Source organism: Parapedobacter indicus (assembly GCF_900113765.1).
GTDB lineage: Bacteria > Bacteroidota > Bacteroidia > Sphingobacteriales > Sphingobacteriaceae > Parapedobacter > Parapedobacter indicus.
On record NZ_FOQO01000007.1, the window covers coordinates 214,976 to 232,798 of the forward strand.

The following is a 17,823-nucleotide window of genomic DNA, read 5'->3' on the forward strand; positions in this document are numbered from 1 at the left end:
ATCAAGCGCGCCAACAGAAAGGAGCATAATACAATGACTAAACTCGTAAGAACCGATTCCAACAGTACGGACTTCGTGGTGCTCGTGCGGCTACTCGACGCTGACCTCGCGCAGCGAGACGGGGATGAACATGCATTCTACCACCAATTCAATAAGATCGATCACATCAAATACGTCGTCGTGGCTTACGAAAACGACAAACCGATCGGCTGCGGAGCCATAAAGGAGTATGCGCCTGACACAATGGAAATCAAGCGGATGTATGCGTTGCCCGAGTTCAGGGGACAGGGAATTGCCACACGCATACTCACTGAACTGGAAACCTGGGCGGCGGAATTGGGTTATAAACGTTGTATCTTGGAAACGGGGAAAAAACAGCCCGAAGCCATCGCCCTTTACAAAAAATCTCATTACATGCCGATCGAAAACTACGGTCCGTACATCGGTGTCGAAAATAGTGTTTGTTTTGAAAAGAAAATGAATTAGCCCATGTGTCCACTGCGCTCTTTGATACCAGCATTCGTTGCCCTCACCATTACGGTTGCTGCCTACGGTCAGGAAAAATGGCCGCACGGTCGGCTGCAGGTTACGCCCGATGGCCATTACCTGCAATATGAAGATGGAAGCCCGTTTTTCTGGCTGGGAGATACGGCATGGGAACTATTCCATCGTTTGACGAAAGAAGAAATCCAACACTATCTCGATAACCGGAAGGCCAAGGGATTCAATGTTATCCAGGCCGTGATATTGGCCGAAATGGACGGTTTGCATCGCCCGAATCAATACGGGGATGTTCCGCTGATCAACCAGCATCCGGAGAAACCGAATGAATCTTATTTTCAACTGGTGGATGATGTAATCGCATCCGCGTACGAAAGAAAACTATTTATTGGGTTACTACCGACATGGGGCGACAAGGTGACGCGCATGTGGGGCGTAGGTCCGGAGATTTTTACTACCGAAAATGCTTATCGCTATGGCAATTGGCTTAGCAATCGTTACAAAGACCGGGAAAACATCATCTGGATTTTAGGAGGCGACCGTCCGGCCATCCATGATTCCGTAGATACCCGCCCCATATGGCAAGCCATGGCTAAGGGGATACTGGAAGCCACCGATGGGAAGGCACTCCTCTCCTATCACATCTCAGGTGGAGCGCATTCGACCTCACAGCAAATCCATGACGAACCGTGGCTGCACATAAACATGATGCAGTCGGGCCATGGATCGGGACACGACGTTCCTGTATGGGAATGGATCACGCGCGACCGTGCCTTGACACCGACCAAACCTACCCTGGATTCGGAACCCAACTATGAGGACCACCCTGTAAACCCGTGGCCAAATTGGGACCCTAAAAATGGCTATTTCGATGACTATGATGTTCGCAAACAGACTTACCGCTCGGTTTTTGCGGGTGCCTGTGGGGTAACCTACGGTCACCACAGTATCTGGCAGTTTTGGAGCGAACGGGAAGAAAAGATCAACCACGCCGACCGGTACTGGACCGAAGCACTCGACCGGCCGGGAGCTTTCCAGGTCGGTTACCTGCGACAGCTCATCGAATCACGCCCGTTTGTCGATCGCCTGCCCGACCAAACCATTGTTGTAGACGGACAGGGAGAAAAAGGACAGCACATACGCGCGTTTAAGGATGGTAAGGGTAGTTATTTGATGGTGTATATTCCGCTGGGAGGAACCATTGCTGTTAACACTTTGGTACTTAAAGCCGATACCTTACGCGGATGGTGGTTCAATCCCGCGACCGCGGAAACCATCGATTTGGGTACGTTAAGCCGTGGCGGCGAGCTTCAGCTGACGACGCCGACTCAAGGCTTGAATAACGATTGGGTACTGGTAATAGATGACGTAGCTGCAGGGTACCCGATCCCGGTATTTAGAACATTTTTCTCGCCAAATTCCCCAAAAGCTTCAACGCTCGCTCCACCTGTTCATTCCATAGCAGTCCGTAACTGAGCCGGATACAATGATTATATTGATTTTGCAGCGTAAACATTCTTCCCGGGGCAATACTTATTTTAAATTTCAGCGCCGTTTCATAGAGCTTTATCGTATCTATTTGCTTCGGTAGTTCCAGCCAGAGCAGAAACCCTCCTTCTGGCCGGCTTACCCGGGTCTCTTCGGGGAAATATTCGCCGATGGCCCGGAGATATTGCAGCGAATTGGTATGCAGGGTATGTCTGAGTTTACGTAGATGGCTTTCATAACGGCCGGTTTCTAAAAAACTGGCAATGGCCTCTTGGGTTAGCGTGGTGGATGAAACCGAATGATAAAGTTTAGTGCGGATCACCTGTTCTTTAAATCTTCCCGGCGCTACCCATCCAACCCGATAGCCCGGAGCCAGGGTCTTCGATACCGATCCACACCACAGCACGATGCCGCTCTCGTCATAGGTCTTGCACGACTTCGGCCGATGTTGGCCAAAATAGACGTCACCATACAGATCGTCTTCGATCAGCGGAACACCATGTGTTTCCATTAACCGTACGGCTTCCCTTTTGTGTTCATCCGGCATACAGCTCCCTAACGGGTTGCTGAAATTGCTGACGAGCAGACACGCCTTTATTTTTTTGGTTTGCAATGTTTTTTTAAGTGCTTCAAGGTCGATCCCCGTAATGGCGTGGGTAGGCAGTTCAAGCACTTGCAACCCTAAACTTCTCGCCAGCTGCAGGACGCCGAAATATACTGGACTTTCCACAACGATTTGGTCGCCCCGTTCTGTCAGCGCCATCAGGGAATACGCCAGTGCATTCATGCAGCCTGCAGTGGTTAAGAGATCGCTTTCCCGAAGGTGTCCTTCCCAACTAAACGACCACCGCGCAATTTGTTGCCGCAGCTTGCTATTGCCCTGCACCTGTTCGTAAGATGTACCGCCGGCCGGCAACAATCGCATCGCGTTGATCATCGTCTTATTGAGTTTGGCTACAGGTAACAATTCTGGAGCTGGGACACCCAAAGAAAATGTCAGGTTCGTCTCCCTCCCTAATTCGGCATAAACCTTGGCAACGAGCCCATCCGTTCCACTGGCATCCGCGTGATATACCGGATTACTGGTTTCCGGCATCGCCGGAAAAAACTTGTGTGAATAAGTAACGTAATAGCCCGATTGCGGGCGTGACTCGATCAGGCCTTTGCTCTCCAGATCATAGTATGCTTGCAATGCTGTGCTCATGCTTACGCCATGTTCCCGACAGATCATGCGGATGGAAGGCAATTTATCGCCGACTCTCAACACCTCATGCTGAATCTGATGCTCGATGTTATGGGCAATACGCTGATAGAGTAATCCGTTCTTAGACATATACTTTCTTTAAAAAACTGCTCCGGTCAAAAATAATTAAATTGTATCTGTATTGGTAGTCTCATTTTACGCATTTTTGTACAATAGATTATTTATATGATGTACAGGGTTCCATGAAAAAAATCATCCTCATCACCGGATCCAGCCGCGGTATCGGTGCAGCCACCGCGCTTCTCGCGGCCAAGGAAGGCTATGCGGTCGCGGTGAATTACTACGCTGACAAGACCGCAGCTGACGCGATTGTTTCCCGAATCGTCGAATCCGGTGGCTCGGCGGTTGCCATACAGGCCGATATTTCACAACCCGACGACATCGTCCGATTGTTTTCAGAAACGGACCGTTTGCTGGGCAGGCTGGACGCGTTGGTGAACAACGCGGGGATTCTCGAAAGGCAGATGCGGCTGATTGATATGGACGCAGCGCGACTTAGCCGGATTTTCATGGCCAACGTCATTGGTCAATTCCTTTGTGCCCAGGAAGCGATCAAACGCATGTCAACGAAGCACGGCGGAAATGGTGGTTCGATCGTCAATGTTTCTTCACTTGCTGCCCGGACAGGCTCGCCCAATGAGTACCTGGATTATGCGGCTTCAAAGGGTGCGCTGGATACTTTTACCCTTGGGCTGTCCAAAGAGGTTGCTGGCGAAGGAATCCGGGTGAACGCGGTTAGACCCGCATTTATCTACACCGACATTCATGCAGCTGGCGGTGAACCCAATCGCGTAGAACGGCTTAAAGATAGTATTCCCATGCAACGGGGCGGGTCTGCGGAAGAGGTCGCCGAGGCTATCCTGTGGCTGGTATCTGAAAAGTCTTCTTATACAACGGGATCATTCATTGAGATAAGCGGAGGAAAATGAAAACTTTTTTTGAAGAACTATTTACGTATAGCCACCACTGCAACCAGCAGTTGGCAACTGTATTGAGTGAGCAATCGGAAAAAATTGATGTAAAATCAATGGCCCTGTTCAGCCACATGTTGAACGCACATCAAATATGGAATAACCGAATTTTAGGGCAACCCATGGGATGTACCGTATGGGAAAGCCGACCAAGTGACACGTTTGTGGCAATCGACCGGCATAACTATGAACAAACGCTTACTTTGCTGGACAGATCCGGATTAACGGACAACATCACCTATAAAACCAGCGACGGAAGACCTTTTCACAATACCGTGGGAAACATCCTCTTCCATGTCGTCAATCACTCCACTTATCACCGCGGACAGCTAGCGCTGTTGTTCAGGCAAAACGGAATGGAGCCATTGGTTACGGATTATATATTCTATAAGCGATCAATGCCCGAGCAGTAACTTTGTCAACGGCTATTGGTTACTTCTTCAATCGCTCCTTGAACACTTTCTTAAACTTATCCAGCTTGGGAACAATGATATACTGGCAATATGCTTGTTCGGGATTAAGGTTGAAGTAATTCTGGTGATAATCTTCCGCGATATAAAATGCCGTATAGGGTTCAAGAGTGGTCACAATCGGCCGATCGTATACTTTTTCTTCATTTAGGCGTTGAATGTAGTATGCTGCTTTTTCTTTTTCCGTATCGTCGTGATAAAAAATCGCCGACCGATACTGCGGTCCGATATCGTTTCCCTGCCGGTTAAGCTGCGTTGGATCGTGCGCTACAAAGAATGCCTTTAGCAACTCGTCGTAGGAGATGACATCCGGTCGGTAAATTACATGGATCGCTTCTGCATGGCCGGTCTTTCCCGTGGTTACCTGTTTGTATGAGGGATTTTTTATCGTACCGCCGGTATAACCTGACAAAACCGTATCAACACCTTCCAATTGCTGAAACTGTACTTCGGTACACCAAAAACACCCTCCCGCGAATGTTGCCGTATCTACGGAACCTTGACCATCGGTACGCTCATGCATCTCCTGGGACCGTGCGACCCCTGATCCATTGGATTGCTGACACGCAGCATACAGCATCACGCCACTAAAAAACAATAAGATTCTTTTCATTTAAAAATAATTTACCGCCACTGCCCACACAAAGTTACGAGGTATGGGTTGCCTTTCGTAAACTATCTCGAAAATACACCATTTTAGGTAGTTGGTTTAGCTGTGTAAGCTCTCCAGGCTCAATACGATTTTTCCAAACTGAGACGAGTTGTCCATATTCCGAATCGCAGCTTCTGCATCCTCAAGCGGATAAACGCTGTCCACCATAGGCTTGATGCGATGATCGTTGACAAAACGTAGCATGTGACTAAAATCACGCGGCGAACCCATGGTACTTCCTAATATGGAAAGTTGCTTCCAGAAGATCTTGCGAGCATTGAGTGGCGGAATGTTTCCAGCCGTTCCCCCAAAGAATACGATCCGGCCTCCGGGGTTTGCGAGGTCAAGATGGTGCGCGAACCCATCTCCCAGCGCACTGTCTACAATTACATCGAATCCACCTGCATCTTCTCGTAATTGTTGTGACCAGTTTTCATCCGTATATAACACACCCCCCTTTGCTCCCAATGCGATTGCCTGCTCAATTTTTATCGGACTTCCCGAGGTGACGTATACTTCCGCGTCAACATGTAACGCCCATTGCAGGGCAAAAGACGCCACACCGCCCCCGATACCGACGATCAGCACTTTTTCACCAGCTACCAAGTTGGCCCGACTGAAAAGAGACCGGTATGCAGTAAGTCCGCCGAGGGGTAAAGCTGCGGCTTCCTCAAAAGAAAGATGCCGGGGTTTCTCATGCAGATTTTCAACGGGCACACGCACGTATTCTGCAAAAGTCCCATCCTGGGGCAGGCCCAGGATGGACGAAGTCTTCTGCTGAAAGCCCTCGTGCGCACCCCACTCAATCGATGGATTGATGATAACGGCTTTGCCAATCCATGCATTATCCGCACCTGCGCCCACCGCTTCAACGATACCCGCACCGTCAGACCCCAAAATAATGGGGAATTTTAGTCCAGCATATTGCCCTTGTTGTATCCACCAATCCCGGCGATTAAATGCCGCTGCTTTAACACGTATCAAGGCTTCTCGGTTACCCAATTGGGGCGCAGGCACATCCTGCAACACTAACGGCTCTTTCTCTCCGTGAAGGACAATTGCTTTCATTTTATTAGACATGAGACATCGCTATCAGCTATCGGGTGTCAGCTTTCAAATTAAACTCAGGGATTTTCCGTCTTCGGGCCTATAAAGCCAAAAAAAGCGGCTCATATAAAAATATAGGCCGCTTCTTTTTATTTCTTACTTTTTATTTTTTGGCATCCGCATAGCGTTGGGCTACCGCATTCCAATCGATTACATTGAAAATTGCTTCTAAATAACCCGGACGTTTGTTTTGATACTTTAGGTAGTAGGCGTGTTCCCACACATCAATACCTAATATAGGGGTACCTTTTACTTCTGCGATATCAAATAGCGGATTGTCTTGATTGGCGGTAGATGTCACCTGCAATTTGCCTGAGCCATCCACAACGAGCCAAGCCCATCCCGAACCGAAACGGGTAGCTCCTGCTTCCTGCAGTTTCTTTTTCAACTCATCAAATGAGCCAAACGCTGCATCAATGGCTGCAGCCAGATCGCCCGAAGGCGCGCCTCCACCGTTTGATGAAAGAATCGTCCAAAATAACGAGTGATTGTAATGCCCACCACCATTATTGCGCACAGCTGCGGGGTATTTGGAAATGTTTTTGCAAATTTCTTCAATCGTCAAATTCTCCGCATCGGTACCTGCAATGGCTTTATTGAGATTGTCTACATAAGCTTGGTGATGCTTACCATGATGAATTTCCATGGTTTCCTTGTCGATATGAGGTTCTAATGCATCTGAGGCGTAAGGTAACGCCGGTAATTCAAAAGCCATAATATGTTATTTTTAATTAAAAATTAGTTATTAGTGTTGGACAAACTTAGCGAATGTTGCCCACAAAAGCAACTCTATTGATCGGATGTTGGCCGCTTAAAAGCAACCCTGTTGGCATAACTAACGATTATCCACGCAAATTTGTTTTTGAAATAAATCGTTAACGATTACTTAATACGTTTATTACGAAAAAATGACGTGATCAGTCCGGCACATTCGACTTCCAATACACCACGCATTAGTGTTGTCTTGGGATGCAGCACGTTGCTATAACCCAAGTTGGAAAAACCACGCTTTTCATCCCGTGCTCCAAACACAATACGCGTGATCTGAGTCCAATACGCTGCACCTGCGCACATGACACAAGGTTCAATGGTCACATACAAGGTACAATTGTGCAAATATTTACCTCCCACATAATTAGCCGCTGCGGTAAACGCCTGCATCTCGGCATGAGCGGTCACATCATTCAACCGCTCTGTCAGGTTGTGGCCACGCCCGATGACCCGGCCATTGGATACGATAACCGCACCAATCGGAACTTCCCCCTGCTCCAACGCTTTATGAGCTTCCTTCAGCGCTTCTTTCATGTATATTTCATCGGAAACCGCGTCACTCGCTTCTTCAAAGTTGATGTATTTCATTCGCCTTCAGACTTTCCCTGCTTCAAATCAATTTGGCTCCATTGGGAACCCTTCGTTCCACGGTACTTAGCACGATATCACCCTTTTCATCGGGAAATCCCGTGATAAGGCACTCCGACATGAAATCAGCTATTTGTTTCTTCGGAAAGTTAACCACACCAATTACTTGCTTCCCCAACAGGTCTTCCTTGCTGTAATGCTTGGTAATCTGTGCGCTGCTTTGGCGCACTCCCAGTTCTTCGCCAAAATCGACTTGCAACTTATAGGCTGGCTTTTTCGCTTTGGGAAACTCCAAAACACCGATAATAGTGCCTACATGCAATGCCACCTTTTCAAAGTCCTGCCAGGAGATTTCTTCCATCGATGTTTTCACTAAACTCGATTGCTTTCTAAATCAACCAATCCTTTTTTTAAGGTAAAGAGCACATAGTCGCGCGTACGTTTCACCCGGTTCGCTAGTCGGCTGATCAATTCGTCCTCTTTCCCCTGCTCAAAAGCAAGATCTTCATCAGAAAGATGATTGTATTTCCGCCTGAACTTCTCTTTCAATATTCGCCATTCCTCGGGAGTAATGCTGATTGTTGCCATAACTTTAGTATTTGACCACAAACTTAGTCAACTTGCCATTTATATCCAAGCCGTCTTACGACGACTCGATTTGCAAACCTGGCACGTGTTAAGTCCCGTCTATGATCTGATTTTGGAAAATTCGGCTTGAATTTTGCGGTTGACCCTCCGAACAGTTTTATTATACCGTTACATTACTTAAAAATTAAACGAATTATCGCTATGAAAAAGTACTTTATGATCGCTTTGCTTGTAACATCGACAATTTGGGGAGCAAATGCCCAATTATTGCCGAGTTTGCAATTTGGCGTAAAAGCGGGGTTAAACTTCTCCAGCTTAAAATCGGAAGAAGGGGGTTGGCTTGACGCGAGTACACGGACCGGTTATCAAGCCGGTGTTTGGGCACGCATTGGTGGTGCAGGTGTTCACTTCCAGCCCGAACTTTATGTAACAGGCAAAAGTTCTGAAGCAAAATTGGTTGAAGAAAATGAAGAAGGAAAGGTATCCTTTACGTCGCTGGATTTGCCACTGTTATTAGGCACGCGCATCGGTTTAGGCCCTGCGGGATTGCGTATCGTAGCCGGACCGGTGGTATCGTTTGTAGTGGATAAGAACATCGGTCAATCACTACAACAAGTAACTGAATTTGGTGAGTACAAAAACCAAGCATGGGCAGTAACCGGCGGACTGGGCCTTGACATCAGCAATTTTCGGGTAGACTTGCGGTATGAACATGGGCTTAGTGAGCTCAGCAAAAACGAAAGTGCCCCTCAAAAACTAAATCTTTGGACTGTCGGAGTCGGCTATAGATTGTTTTAATCCTACTCCGAAAGCTATTTTCTAAAAATCCATGCCGCTTTCCGGCATGGATTTTTTTATAGACAACCCGCAAAAAACTTAGAACAGTTCTAAATTAACTATTTTGCTTGTTTGTTTTTACCGAGTATTAAATCAATTGGTAGATTTGCTTACCAAAAGCAAAATAATCGAGGAGAATGAGCAAGTCAAAACATCTGCTTTCTTCATCACTGGGGAAAAAGCTGATAATGAGTTTAACAGGTCTGTTCTTATGTACATTCCTAATCGTCCACCTGGCCGGCAACCTGCAGTTGTTTTACGATGACCAAGGCAAAGCTTTCAACGACTATGCCCATTTCATGACCCACTTTACACCCATCCGAATCGTTTCCTATTTGTTATATGCGTCCATCGTAATACATGCGATTTATGCGCTGCTATTGACTATCCATAACCGGAAAGCCAGGCCCGTGAGCTATGCGGTATATCGCGGATCTGAAAATAGCGCATGGAGTTCACGTAACATGGGAATACTAGGCACCGTATTATTGGTTTTCATCGTTACGCACATGAGCAATTTCTGGTGGAAATACCACAACGATGGTGTCCCGTATATTGAATACCGTACCGATCTTGCTACCCAAGAAACCACGGTAACTGAGTTGATCGGAGATGAGTATACGGATTATGTCAAGTACATCGACAATGATGTGGAGGTACTCAAGGCAAAGGATTTATATAAACAGGTTCAGTTTACATTTAAAAACTGGCTCTTGGTTGCGTTTTATGTACTCGCAATGGCTGCCCTGTCATTCCACCTAATCCATGGCTTTAAAAGTGCCTTTCAAACCCTGGGATTTGACCACAGGAAATATGCTCCGGTCATTCGGTTTCTGGGGATCTGGTTATTCGGGGTCGTTATCCCGATAGCATTCGCAGCGATGCCTTTGTATTTTTATTTTTCCAGCTAAGCGATTCACGATGCCCCATCGCGGGCATATTGATATAATGGATATTACACTATGTTAGATTCAAAAGTACCAGCAGGGCCCTTGGCCGAAAAATGGTCGAAACATAAGTTCAATCTGAAACTGGTCAACCCGGCTAATAAGCGGAAATACACCATCATTGTAGTAGGCACAGGATTGGCTGGATCTTCCGCCGCCGCATCACTGGCTGAATTGGGATACAACGTCAAGGCTTTTTGTTATCAGGATAGTCCCAGGCGGGCACACTCTATTGCTGCCCAGGGAGGAATCAATGCGGCGAAGAACTATCAAAATGATGGAGATAGCGTATTCCGACTGTTTTACGATACCGTAAAGGGGGGCGATTATCGCTCCCGCGAAGCCAACGTGCACCGCTTGGCGGAAGTATCGGTAAACATCATCGACCAATGTGTGGCACAAGGGGTACCGTTCGCCCGTGAATATGGAGGACTGCTGGATAATCGTTCTTTCGGTGGTGCACAGGTATCCCGTACGTTCTACGCACGTGGGCAAACAGGGCAACAGTTACTTTTGGGCGCTTATTCCGCATTAAACCGCCAAATCAACAAAGGCACGGTAAAAATGTATAACCGGCATGAAATGCTGGATTTGGTAACCATCGACGGACACGCCCGCGGTATCATTACCCGCGATATGGTTACCGGCGCGATCGAATCACACGAAGGTCATGCGGTGTTATTATGCACAGGCGGGTATGGCAACGTATTCTTCCTATCGACCAACGCGATGGGCTGCAACGTGACAGCAGCTTGGCGCGCGCATAAGCGGGGAGCTCTCTTTGCCAATCCCTGCTATACACAGATTCACCCTACCTGTATTCCGGTGACGGGCGATCACCAATCCAAACTAACGCTAATGTCCGAGTCACTGCGAAACGATGGCCGTGTGTGGGTACCTAAAACGGTTGAATTGGCACAGAAGCTGCGCAAAGGAGAACTAAAAATAGCCGATATCAAGGAGCAGGATCGCGATTACTACCTTGAGCGTAAATATCCGTCATTCGGCAACCTCGTGCCTCGTGACGTAGCTTCGCGCAATGCCAAGGAGGTAGTAGACGAAGGACGCGGCGTTGGGGCCTCGGGTATCGCCGTATTCCTCGACTTCGAAGATGCGATTAAGCGCTTGGGCGAGGATACTGTACGTGCCAAATATGGCAATTTGTTTGATATGTACTATCAGATTACGGACGAAAATCCGTATAAACAACCCATGCGTATTTATCCTGCAGTGCATTATACCATGGGAGGAGTTTGGGTAGATTATAACCTGATGACTACCGTACCCGGTTTGTATGCATTGGGAGAATGTAACTTTTCAGACCATGGTGCCAACCGCTTAGGTGCCTCCGCTTTAATGCAGGGACTCGCCGATGGATATTTTGTGATCCCGTATACAGTTGGTGATTACCTGGCTGGATTGGGCTTTGCTCCGGTAGATAAAAACCACCCGAATTTCGAAATAACACGCACGGAAGTAGAAAAACGTGTACGTAAGCTGCTCTCGCTCAAGGGAAGCAAAACGGTGGATGACATCCATAAAAAACTCGGCCACATCATGTGGGAGTATTGCGGTATGGCACGAAACGAGGCCGGGCTTACCAAAGCGAAAGGGCTTATACAAGAGCTTCGCAGGGAATTCTGGAATGACGTGACCGTACTGGGAGAAAATGAGGAGATGAATCAGTCGCTCGAAAAAGCAGGTCGTGTAGCTGACTTTCTGGAATTAGGCGAACTGATGGTAGACGACGCGCTGAATCGTCGTGAATCCTGCGGCGGACACTTTCGCGAAGAAAGTCAAACCGAAGAAGGCGAGGCCAAACGTAACGATGAGGACTTCAGTTATGTTGCCGCATGGGAATATAAAGGTGAGGATCAGCCCGAAGTGCTACACAAAGAAGCCTTGGTATTTGAGAATGTCAAATTGACACAACGAAGCTATAAATGATTGTAGATTGTAGACTATAGGTTTTACATGACACATCTAGCCTACAATTGGAATAGGCTTTATGAGACTGTAAATCTAACATCGTAAGTCTAAAATCGTAAATAAAGAAGTAATGAGTGGAAACATGAACCTGACGCTGAAGGTATGGCGTCAAAAAAACGACAAAACTCGGGGAAAATTTGTAACCTACCAAGCCAACGGTATATCGTCGGATATGTCTTTTCTGGAAATGCTTGACGTTGTCAACGAAGATCTGGTGCGGAAAGGCGAAGACCCCATCCACTTTGACCACGATTGTAGGGAAGGTATTTGCGGAATGTGTTCCCTACACATTAACGGCAGACCACACGGGCCGAAACAAGGCACCACAACGTGCCAACTGCATATGCGCAGTTTTCACGACGGCCAGACCATTGTTATCGAACCGTGGAGAGCTGCGGCCTTTCCCGTTATTAAAGATCTAGCGGTTGATCGTTCAGCCTTTGACCGCATCCAGCAAGCCGGCGGATATATTAATGTAAATACCGGTGGCGTACCGGATGCCAATGGCATCCCGATTCCAAAAATTGTGGCTGACGAGGCTTTTGAATCCGCCACCTGCATCGGTTGCGGTGCCTGCGTAGCAGCTTGCAAAAATGCATCAGCCATGCTTTTCGTTTCCGCAAAAATTTCACAATATGCGTTATTACCACAGGGTCAGACTGAGCGATACAGTCGTGCGCAGGCCATGGTGGCACAAATGGACGCAGAAGGTTTTGGCAGTTGTACCAATACAGGTGCTTGCGAAGCGGAATGTCCCGTAGGTATCAAATTGACAAATATTGCCCGCATGAACCGTGAATACCTCGGTGCCAAAATCTTGAAGCAAGTAGAGCCTCATTGATAGAATTGGCATTTAGCGGGGAATTTGCTATTTTTACGTGATTAACCCCGTCTGAAGGTTGAGTACGGTCGTCAAAATAAGATTGCTGTTGTTGGTGTTAACGTTGTGTTTCATCGGCACGGCTATTTCCATTAACCTAACCTTTAACGATGAAGAGATCCTACTTTTAGATGCCGGAAAAATCCAAAATAATCTTCACAAGAAAGAACAAATCGTTTTCAACTTTCTCGATGATACCAGCAAATTTAATGCGCTGAAAGCGATAGACACCGATGTTCAACTGACGGAAGACATTCTGGATTACTTCGTTGATCAAAATGAAATCTATCCATTCACTTACGTAAACAGCGAATTAACGTTCTGGGGGACGGATACATTCGTTCCCAAAACCGATGCAGGTATACGTAATGGCGTTGGTATTATTGAAACAGACAACGGATCGTATGAATCCATCAAAAAGAGCACGGGAAACTTTGCCGTCCTGTTTCTGATACCGATAAAATCAGATTTCCAAAAAAACAATGAATATTTACAAAATGTCTTCTCGAAAAACCTCATTGAGACCAATAACCTTGAAATAGCCGGATACGATGACCAGTTGATCTACAACATTCGGAGCATAACCGGCGAATACCTATTTTCCGTCAAACTACGCGATGGGCAACATGACACCTTCTTTTCAAAACTGGAACTTGCCATGTGGTTGCTTGCAGGCTTTTGTGTCGTACTATTACTCAACATCATTTGCATATGGATGGCCAAACGGGGCTGGGTTTGGTATTCCGTTCTGTTGTTTGCTGGCGGTCTCGCCGGCATCCGCTACTTGGAACTTTACTACGGCTGGCTCGCTTCTCATTTTTATACCGGAATTTTTGATCCCAGAAATTTCGCTTCTAGTTTTCTCTTCCCCCACCTGGGGGGGCTATTGCTCAACGTCATCGCCTTCACTTGGTTCACCGGATATCTTTTCACTTTCCGGGATCAGTTAAAAATCCCGGCATTTGGATATACCAAAACGGGAAGCGTCGTTCTTTTGCTGTTATTCGGGCTATTCATTTATTTGGTGAGCCTGGGCATAACCAATGTATTTGCAGGATTGGTTACCAATTCAGACATAAATTTTGATGTCACCAATATATTGAACCTTACTATTTACAGTTGGATTGGAATAATTGCCCTGTGTCTGAGCGTCATGTCATTGCTCTTGCTCATTGATTTGCTTGTTGCACTTGCTCATACACTTGTTCCGAATTCAAAAAGACTACTTTTCATTGGCATTCTATTTATTGTATGTGCTGCCGTAATACGCAATATTTTCTTTGTTGAGTTTTCCTTTGACAATTTTCCGCTGACATTCGTCTTGCTATTTGTACTGATCGGATTACGTGGTTGGTATCTCCGTAAATGGAAAGGCCAATTTGATTTAGCTGTTTTTATTTCCACCCTGTTATTACTTGCGGCCATTACTGCCATAAAACACGATCAATTCCAGCGTAATAAAAAAGAAGAGGCACAAAAACAGGCTATTTTCAAAATGGAAGCTGTAGATGATGCCAACGCACTCGCCTTGTTCCGTGATCTGGAAAAAGAAATTGTAAAAGACCCCGTGTTGATCGAATATTTCGAATGGCCGAAGAACGAGAATCGTGATTTGCTCAATGAACACCTCAAAAGAACCTATCTAAGTGGTTATCTCTCCAAATACGAATTCGTGGCCAATGAATACAACACCAATTGGATTCCCATCGGCGAAAGTTCGGCAAGCAAGCTGGAGGCCTATCGCAATAAGGTAATATCGGGCGCCATTAAAGTATCTGAAAATTTTTATCGAGGGAACAGCCGATTTGGCAATTTTGAATATTTCGCCCAGTTGCCGGTGGAAAAAGATGGAAACCTGTTGGGTATCTTGCTGATTGAATTGCAAAATCGGTCCTTCAATCAGCTCGCCGCCTATCCCGACATTTTGATCGATAATCGAATCGATCAACGGCAGACTGAATTGGCTACGCAATATTCTTTTGCATTTTACCGTGACGGTGCCTTAGTGAGCCAATATGGCGACTATGTTTATCCGCTTTCTTCCGAAGCATATCCTCCCGAACAACGGAAACACATATCACTTGGCAACAACGAAGGCTTTGATCACATGATGTATCGGCCAAACAATCGGACGTTGATTGTCATCAGCCAGCCGCAGCAAAGCAATTGGAAACAATTGGCTGCACTTTCATTTATTTTTCTCGTCTTCCTATTCTTTGCGATACTCGCCTTCATCTCCAGGTGGTTGGTATTGACATTAAACAGCAACGATTTCAGTTTACGGAATCTACGATGGAGTTTCTTGATTCTGACCAACCGGGTATTATACAGCACACGCATTCAAACGTTTATGGTCGTAGCGGTTGTATTTACATTGATCGTAACTGGGATCATCACATTTTTCAGTATCAGCAGTCAGTTTAGGAAGCAACAAGAAAGCGGCGTATTAAAATATGTGGTAGACATCGCTGGACGGCTGGAGTCCAAAATACTCAAGGAGGCAACTATCAACCGAGAAATATCCACCGATGAGCAATTCAATACCATCGCTGAATCCGTTGCTTCGGATTTAAATCTATATGGAATAGACGGACAACTGACCTACTCAACGCAACCACGCATCTATGATCTTCGTCTGACATCGCGCTACATAAATCCCAACGCATGGCTTCACTTAGCCCGCCAGCAACGTTCGGAATTCATCCAACACGAACACATCGGCAACCTGAATTTTATTGCCGCATACGCGCCGATACGAAATGATGCATACGAACCGGTAGCGTTTCTGAGTCTACCACATTATAGTTACCAGAAAGAGTTCGAACAAAATGTCGGACTTCTTCTCAATACATTAGTCAATATTTATGCCTTGGTTATTCTCGTACTGGGACTGTTTGCCGTATTCGTTGCCAATAAGATTACCGCTCCGTTGGCGTTGGTGCAGCGGAGCCTGGCAAAAACTAGTATCGGCAAACAAAACGAGCCAATCTTCTGGAAGCGCCACGATGAAATTGGGAGCCTCATCAAGGAATATAACCTCATGATCGCCGCACTGGAGCAAAGCGCCAATACAATTATGCGATCTGAACGGGAATCTGCCTGGCGGGAGATGGCAAAACAAGTAGCCCATGAAATTAAAAATCCACTGACTCCGCTGAAGCTTGGCATTCAGCAACTGGAGCGCTCGTGGAGAGAGAAAGATCCGCGGTTTGACGAGCGATTTGCACGGTTCAGCGAATCATTCATAGAGCAAATCGACAGCCTTTCATTGATTGCTTCGGAATTTTCAGAGTTTGCCAAGATGCCTGACACGCAACTCAAGGAAGTCGACATCTTGGATATTATGAACAAAGCCGCGGAGGTATTCAATAACAACATCGGCGTCAAAATATCTATTTTCAATCGGTGTGGGGACCCTCAGATCAAAATTCAGGGCGACCGGGACCAATTGCTCAGGTCGTTCAATAATTTAATAAAAAATTCAATTGAAGCAGCCATCACCAAGCGGAAATGCCTGATCGACATCCATGTTAACTATGATATGGATCATTACGTATCGATAGCCATCCAAGACAACGGCCATGGCATAAGCCTGGAAGCCCGCGAAAAGCTTTTCCAACCCAACTTCACTACAAAAAGTTCAGGAACGGGTCTCGGTTTGGCATTTGTAAAACAAGCCGTAGAAGGAATGGGGGGCAGTATCCGATACGAAACGTATGTTGGAAAAGGTACTACTTTCTTTATTCGGATTCCTTCTGTCCGTGTGAAGCAACCCCTGACATAGCTGAGGCTTATTTCAGCACAACACTACCCTGACCCATTATCGCATTATCTGCATATAAGAGGATCGTATAGGTACCTTTTTGGAACGCCTTGGTATCTTTCCAATCAACGGTATAGGAAGCTCCATCATTCACGAATTCGATTGTTGTCTTATAGGTATATTGTATCTGATTTCCATTTACTTCAAACAACCCATAATCCGCCGTACGCAAATTCCCATTTGGATCAATCACACGGAGATAAACGTCATGTACGCCCTTTTCCGCCAACGGATTATCTGCGATGGTAAAGGTAATTTTGAGTTTATCAGCCCTTCGTGCTCGTGTTTCTATGCCTTCTTTATCGCCGCTACGCTCTCTTACACCATTTACCAGGATATGCGATAGTTTAAGAGCGGATGCCAGTTTCACTTTATCCGTTAAATCGGTATTCAGTTCTTCCAACACCGCAACCCGATCAGAAGAAGAAGAAATTTCCCGTTTCAGTTCGTCCCGTTCGGACTTTAGACGGTCATTTTGAGTTTTCAGTTGTTCTATTTCGGTTTTATACTGCGATACCTGCTGCTTCAATTGATTGATTTCTTGCCGGGCTTCTCCCAACTGTCCCCGACTGAGATTGTTTTGCTCTAATTGTTGGCGGAGGGATGCGATCGTGGTGCGCACACTATCTTGCGACGCCTTCAAAGCAGCGTTGATTTCAATATTTTCGTCGGTCAATTGATCCATCTCGGCTTCGATGCGGTCGATCTCAGCCTGCATGTTTACTTTTTCACTGGTTAGCTCATAAACCTGATCACCGGTATTTTTATATTTGACATAAAAATACACATTGGTAGCAAGCAACGCAACGATTGCCACCACAAAGAAGTACACCTTGGTTGAATCCTTCCTTATTTCCTCAGGCTTCGACTCGGAACCTGTTTCTTGCATGGTATGTGTTTCTTGCATGGTTTATGTACCGCAAACCTTTTTCCTTACAACACCCAAA

General features: G+C 46.4%; 17 protein-coding genes. 9 read left to right on the top strand and 8 right to left on the bottom strand.

Going from position 1 to position 17,823, the window contains the following annotated elements; translation table 11 throughout:
• Positions 1-33 precede the first annotated feature (33 nt).
• Positions 34-486, top strand: a complete 453-nt coding sequence (locus tag BMZ56_RS15420) for a GNAT family N-acetyltransferase (RefSeq protein ID WP_090628208.1) — start codon at positions 34-36, stop codon at positions 484-486.
• Positions 487-489: 3 nt separating this feature from the next.
• Positions 490-1,977 carry a glycoside hydrolase family 140 protein gene (locus tag BMZ56_RS15425; protein ID WP_090628209.1) on the top strand — a complete coding sequence of 496 codons (1,488 nt, stop codon included), beginning with the start codon at positions 490-492 and terminating at the stop codon, positions 1,975-1,977.
• Here the strand turns inward: BMZ56_RS15425 and BMZ56_RS15430 are convergent.
• Complete coding sequence (locus BMZ56_RS15430; protein WP_090628211.1) at positions 1,898-3,322, bottom strand: aminotransferase-like domain-containing protein; 1,425 nt, start codon at positions 3,320-3,322, stop codon at positions 1,898-1,900. The genes BMZ56_RS15425 and BMZ56_RS15430 overlap by 80 nt on opposite strands.
• A 113-nt stretch (positions 3,323-3,435) precedes the next feature.
• Between BMZ56_RS15430 and BMZ56_RS15435 the strand changes: the two genes are divergently transcribed.
• Positions 3,436-4,182: an SDR family oxidoreductase gene (locus tag BMZ56_RS15435; RefSeq protein ID WP_090628213.1), complete on the top strand. Its 747-nt coding sequence runs from the start codon at positions 3,436-3,438 to the stop codon at positions 4,180-4,182.
• Positions 4,179-4,637: a DinB family protein gene (locus BMZ56_RS15440; RefSeq protein WP_090628215.1), complete on the top strand. Its 459-nt coding sequence runs from the start codon at positions 4,179-4,181 to the stop codon at positions 4,635-4,637. The genes BMZ56_RS15435 and BMZ56_RS15440 overlap by 4 nt, the downstream gene beginning before the upstream one ends.
• A 19-nt stretch (positions 4,638-4,656) precedes the next feature.
• Here BMZ56_RS15440 and msrA read toward each other — a convergent pair whose 3' ends face one another.
• The 6 genes from msrA to BMZ56_RS15470 all read right to left on the bottom strand — a co-directional run bounded on the left by msrA (position 4,657) and on the right by BMZ56_RS15470 (position 8,400).
• Positions 4,657-5,307: a peptide-methionine (S)-S-oxide reductase MsrA gene (msrA, locus tag BMZ56_RS15445; RefSeq protein ID WP_177195166.1), complete on the bottom strand. Its 651-nt coding sequence runs from the start codon at positions 5,305-5,307 to the stop codon at positions 4,657-4,659.
• Positions 5,308-5,403: 96 nt separating this feature from the next.
• Complete coding sequence (locus BMZ56_RS15450; protein WP_090628461.1) at positions 5,404-6,414, bottom strand: zinc-binding dehydrogenase; 1,011 nt, start codon at positions 6,412-6,414, stop codon at positions 5,404-5,406.
• A 142-nt stretch (positions 6,415-6,556) separates the two neighbouring features.
• A complete protein-coding gene (locus BMZ56_RS15455) occupies positions 6,557-7,168 on the bottom strand; it encodes a superoxide dismutase (RefSeq protein WP_090628217.1) in 612 nt (203 codons plus the stop codon).
• A gap of 167 nt (positions 7,169-7,335) precedes the next feature.
• Complete coding sequence (locus BMZ56_RS15460) at positions 7,336-7,812, bottom strand: nucleoside deaminase (RefSeq protein ID WP_090628218.1); 477 nt, start codon at positions 7,810-7,812, stop codon at positions 7,336-7,338.
• A gap of 22 nt (positions 7,813-7,834) precedes the next feature.
• Positions 7,835-8,173: a tRNA-binding protein gene (locus BMZ56_RS15465; RefSeq protein ID WP_090628220.1), complete on the bottom strand. Its 339-nt coding sequence runs from the start codon at positions 8,171-8,173 to the stop codon at positions 7,835-7,837.
• Between the two features lie 11 nt (positions 8,174-8,184).
• Positions 8,185-8,400: a CsbD family protein gene (locus BMZ56_RS15470; RefSeq protein ID WP_090628222.1), complete on the bottom strand. Its 216-nt coding sequence runs from the start codon at positions 8,398-8,400 to the stop codon at positions 8,185-8,187.
• 201 nt (positions 8,401-8,601) lie between these two features.
• On the opposite strand from BMZ56_RS15470, the gene BMZ56_RS15475 reads away from it, so the two are divergent.
• From BMZ56_RS15475 to BMZ56_RS15495, 5 genes are all read left to right on the top strand, one after another.
• Positions 8,602-9,198 (top strand): porin family protein, encoded by a 597-nt coding sequence (locus tag BMZ56_RS15475; RefSeq protein WP_090628223.1) that lies wholly within the window; start codon positions 8,602-8,604, stop codon positions 9,196-9,198.
• Positions 9,199-9,374: 176 nt separating this feature from the next.
• Positions 9,375-10,148, top strand: coding sequence for a succinate dehydrogenase cytochrome b subunit (locus BMZ56_RS15480; RefSeq protein WP_090628225.1), 774 nt, complete (start codon positions 9,375-9,377; stop codon positions 10,146-10,148).
• Positions 10,149-10,199: 51 nt separating this feature from the next.
• A complete protein-coding gene (locus BMZ56_RS15485; protein WP_090628226.1) occupies positions 10,200-12,131 on the top strand; it encodes a fumarate reductase/succinate dehydrogenase flavoprotein subunit in 1,932 nt (643 codons plus the stop codon).
• Positions 12,132-12,243: 112 nt separating this feature from the next.
• The gene (locus BMZ56_RS15490; protein WP_218146580.1) at positions 12,244-13,014 is read left to right on the top strand and encodes a succinate dehydrogenase/fumarate reductase iron-sulfur subunit; all 771 of its coding nucleotides are present in this window, start codon (positions 12,244-12,246) and stop codon (positions 13,012-13,014) included.
• 58 nt (positions 13,015-13,072) lie between these two features.
• Positions 13,073-16,837, top strand: a complete 3,765-nt coding sequence (locus BMZ56_RS15495) for a sensor histidine kinase (protein WP_090628227.1) — start codon at positions 13,073-13,075, stop codon at positions 16,835-16,837.
• 7 nt (positions 16,838-16,844) lie between these two features.
• On the opposite strand, the gene BMZ56_RS15500 is transcribed toward BMZ56_RS15495, so the two are convergent.
• Positions 16,845-17,783 carry a DUF8428 domain-containing protein gene (locus BMZ56_RS15500; protein ID WP_090628229.1) on the bottom strand — a complete coding sequence of 313 codons (939 nt, stop codon included), beginning with the start codon at positions 17,781-17,783 and terminating at the stop codon, positions 16,845-16,847.
• Positions 17,784-17,823 lie beyond the last annotated feature (40 nt).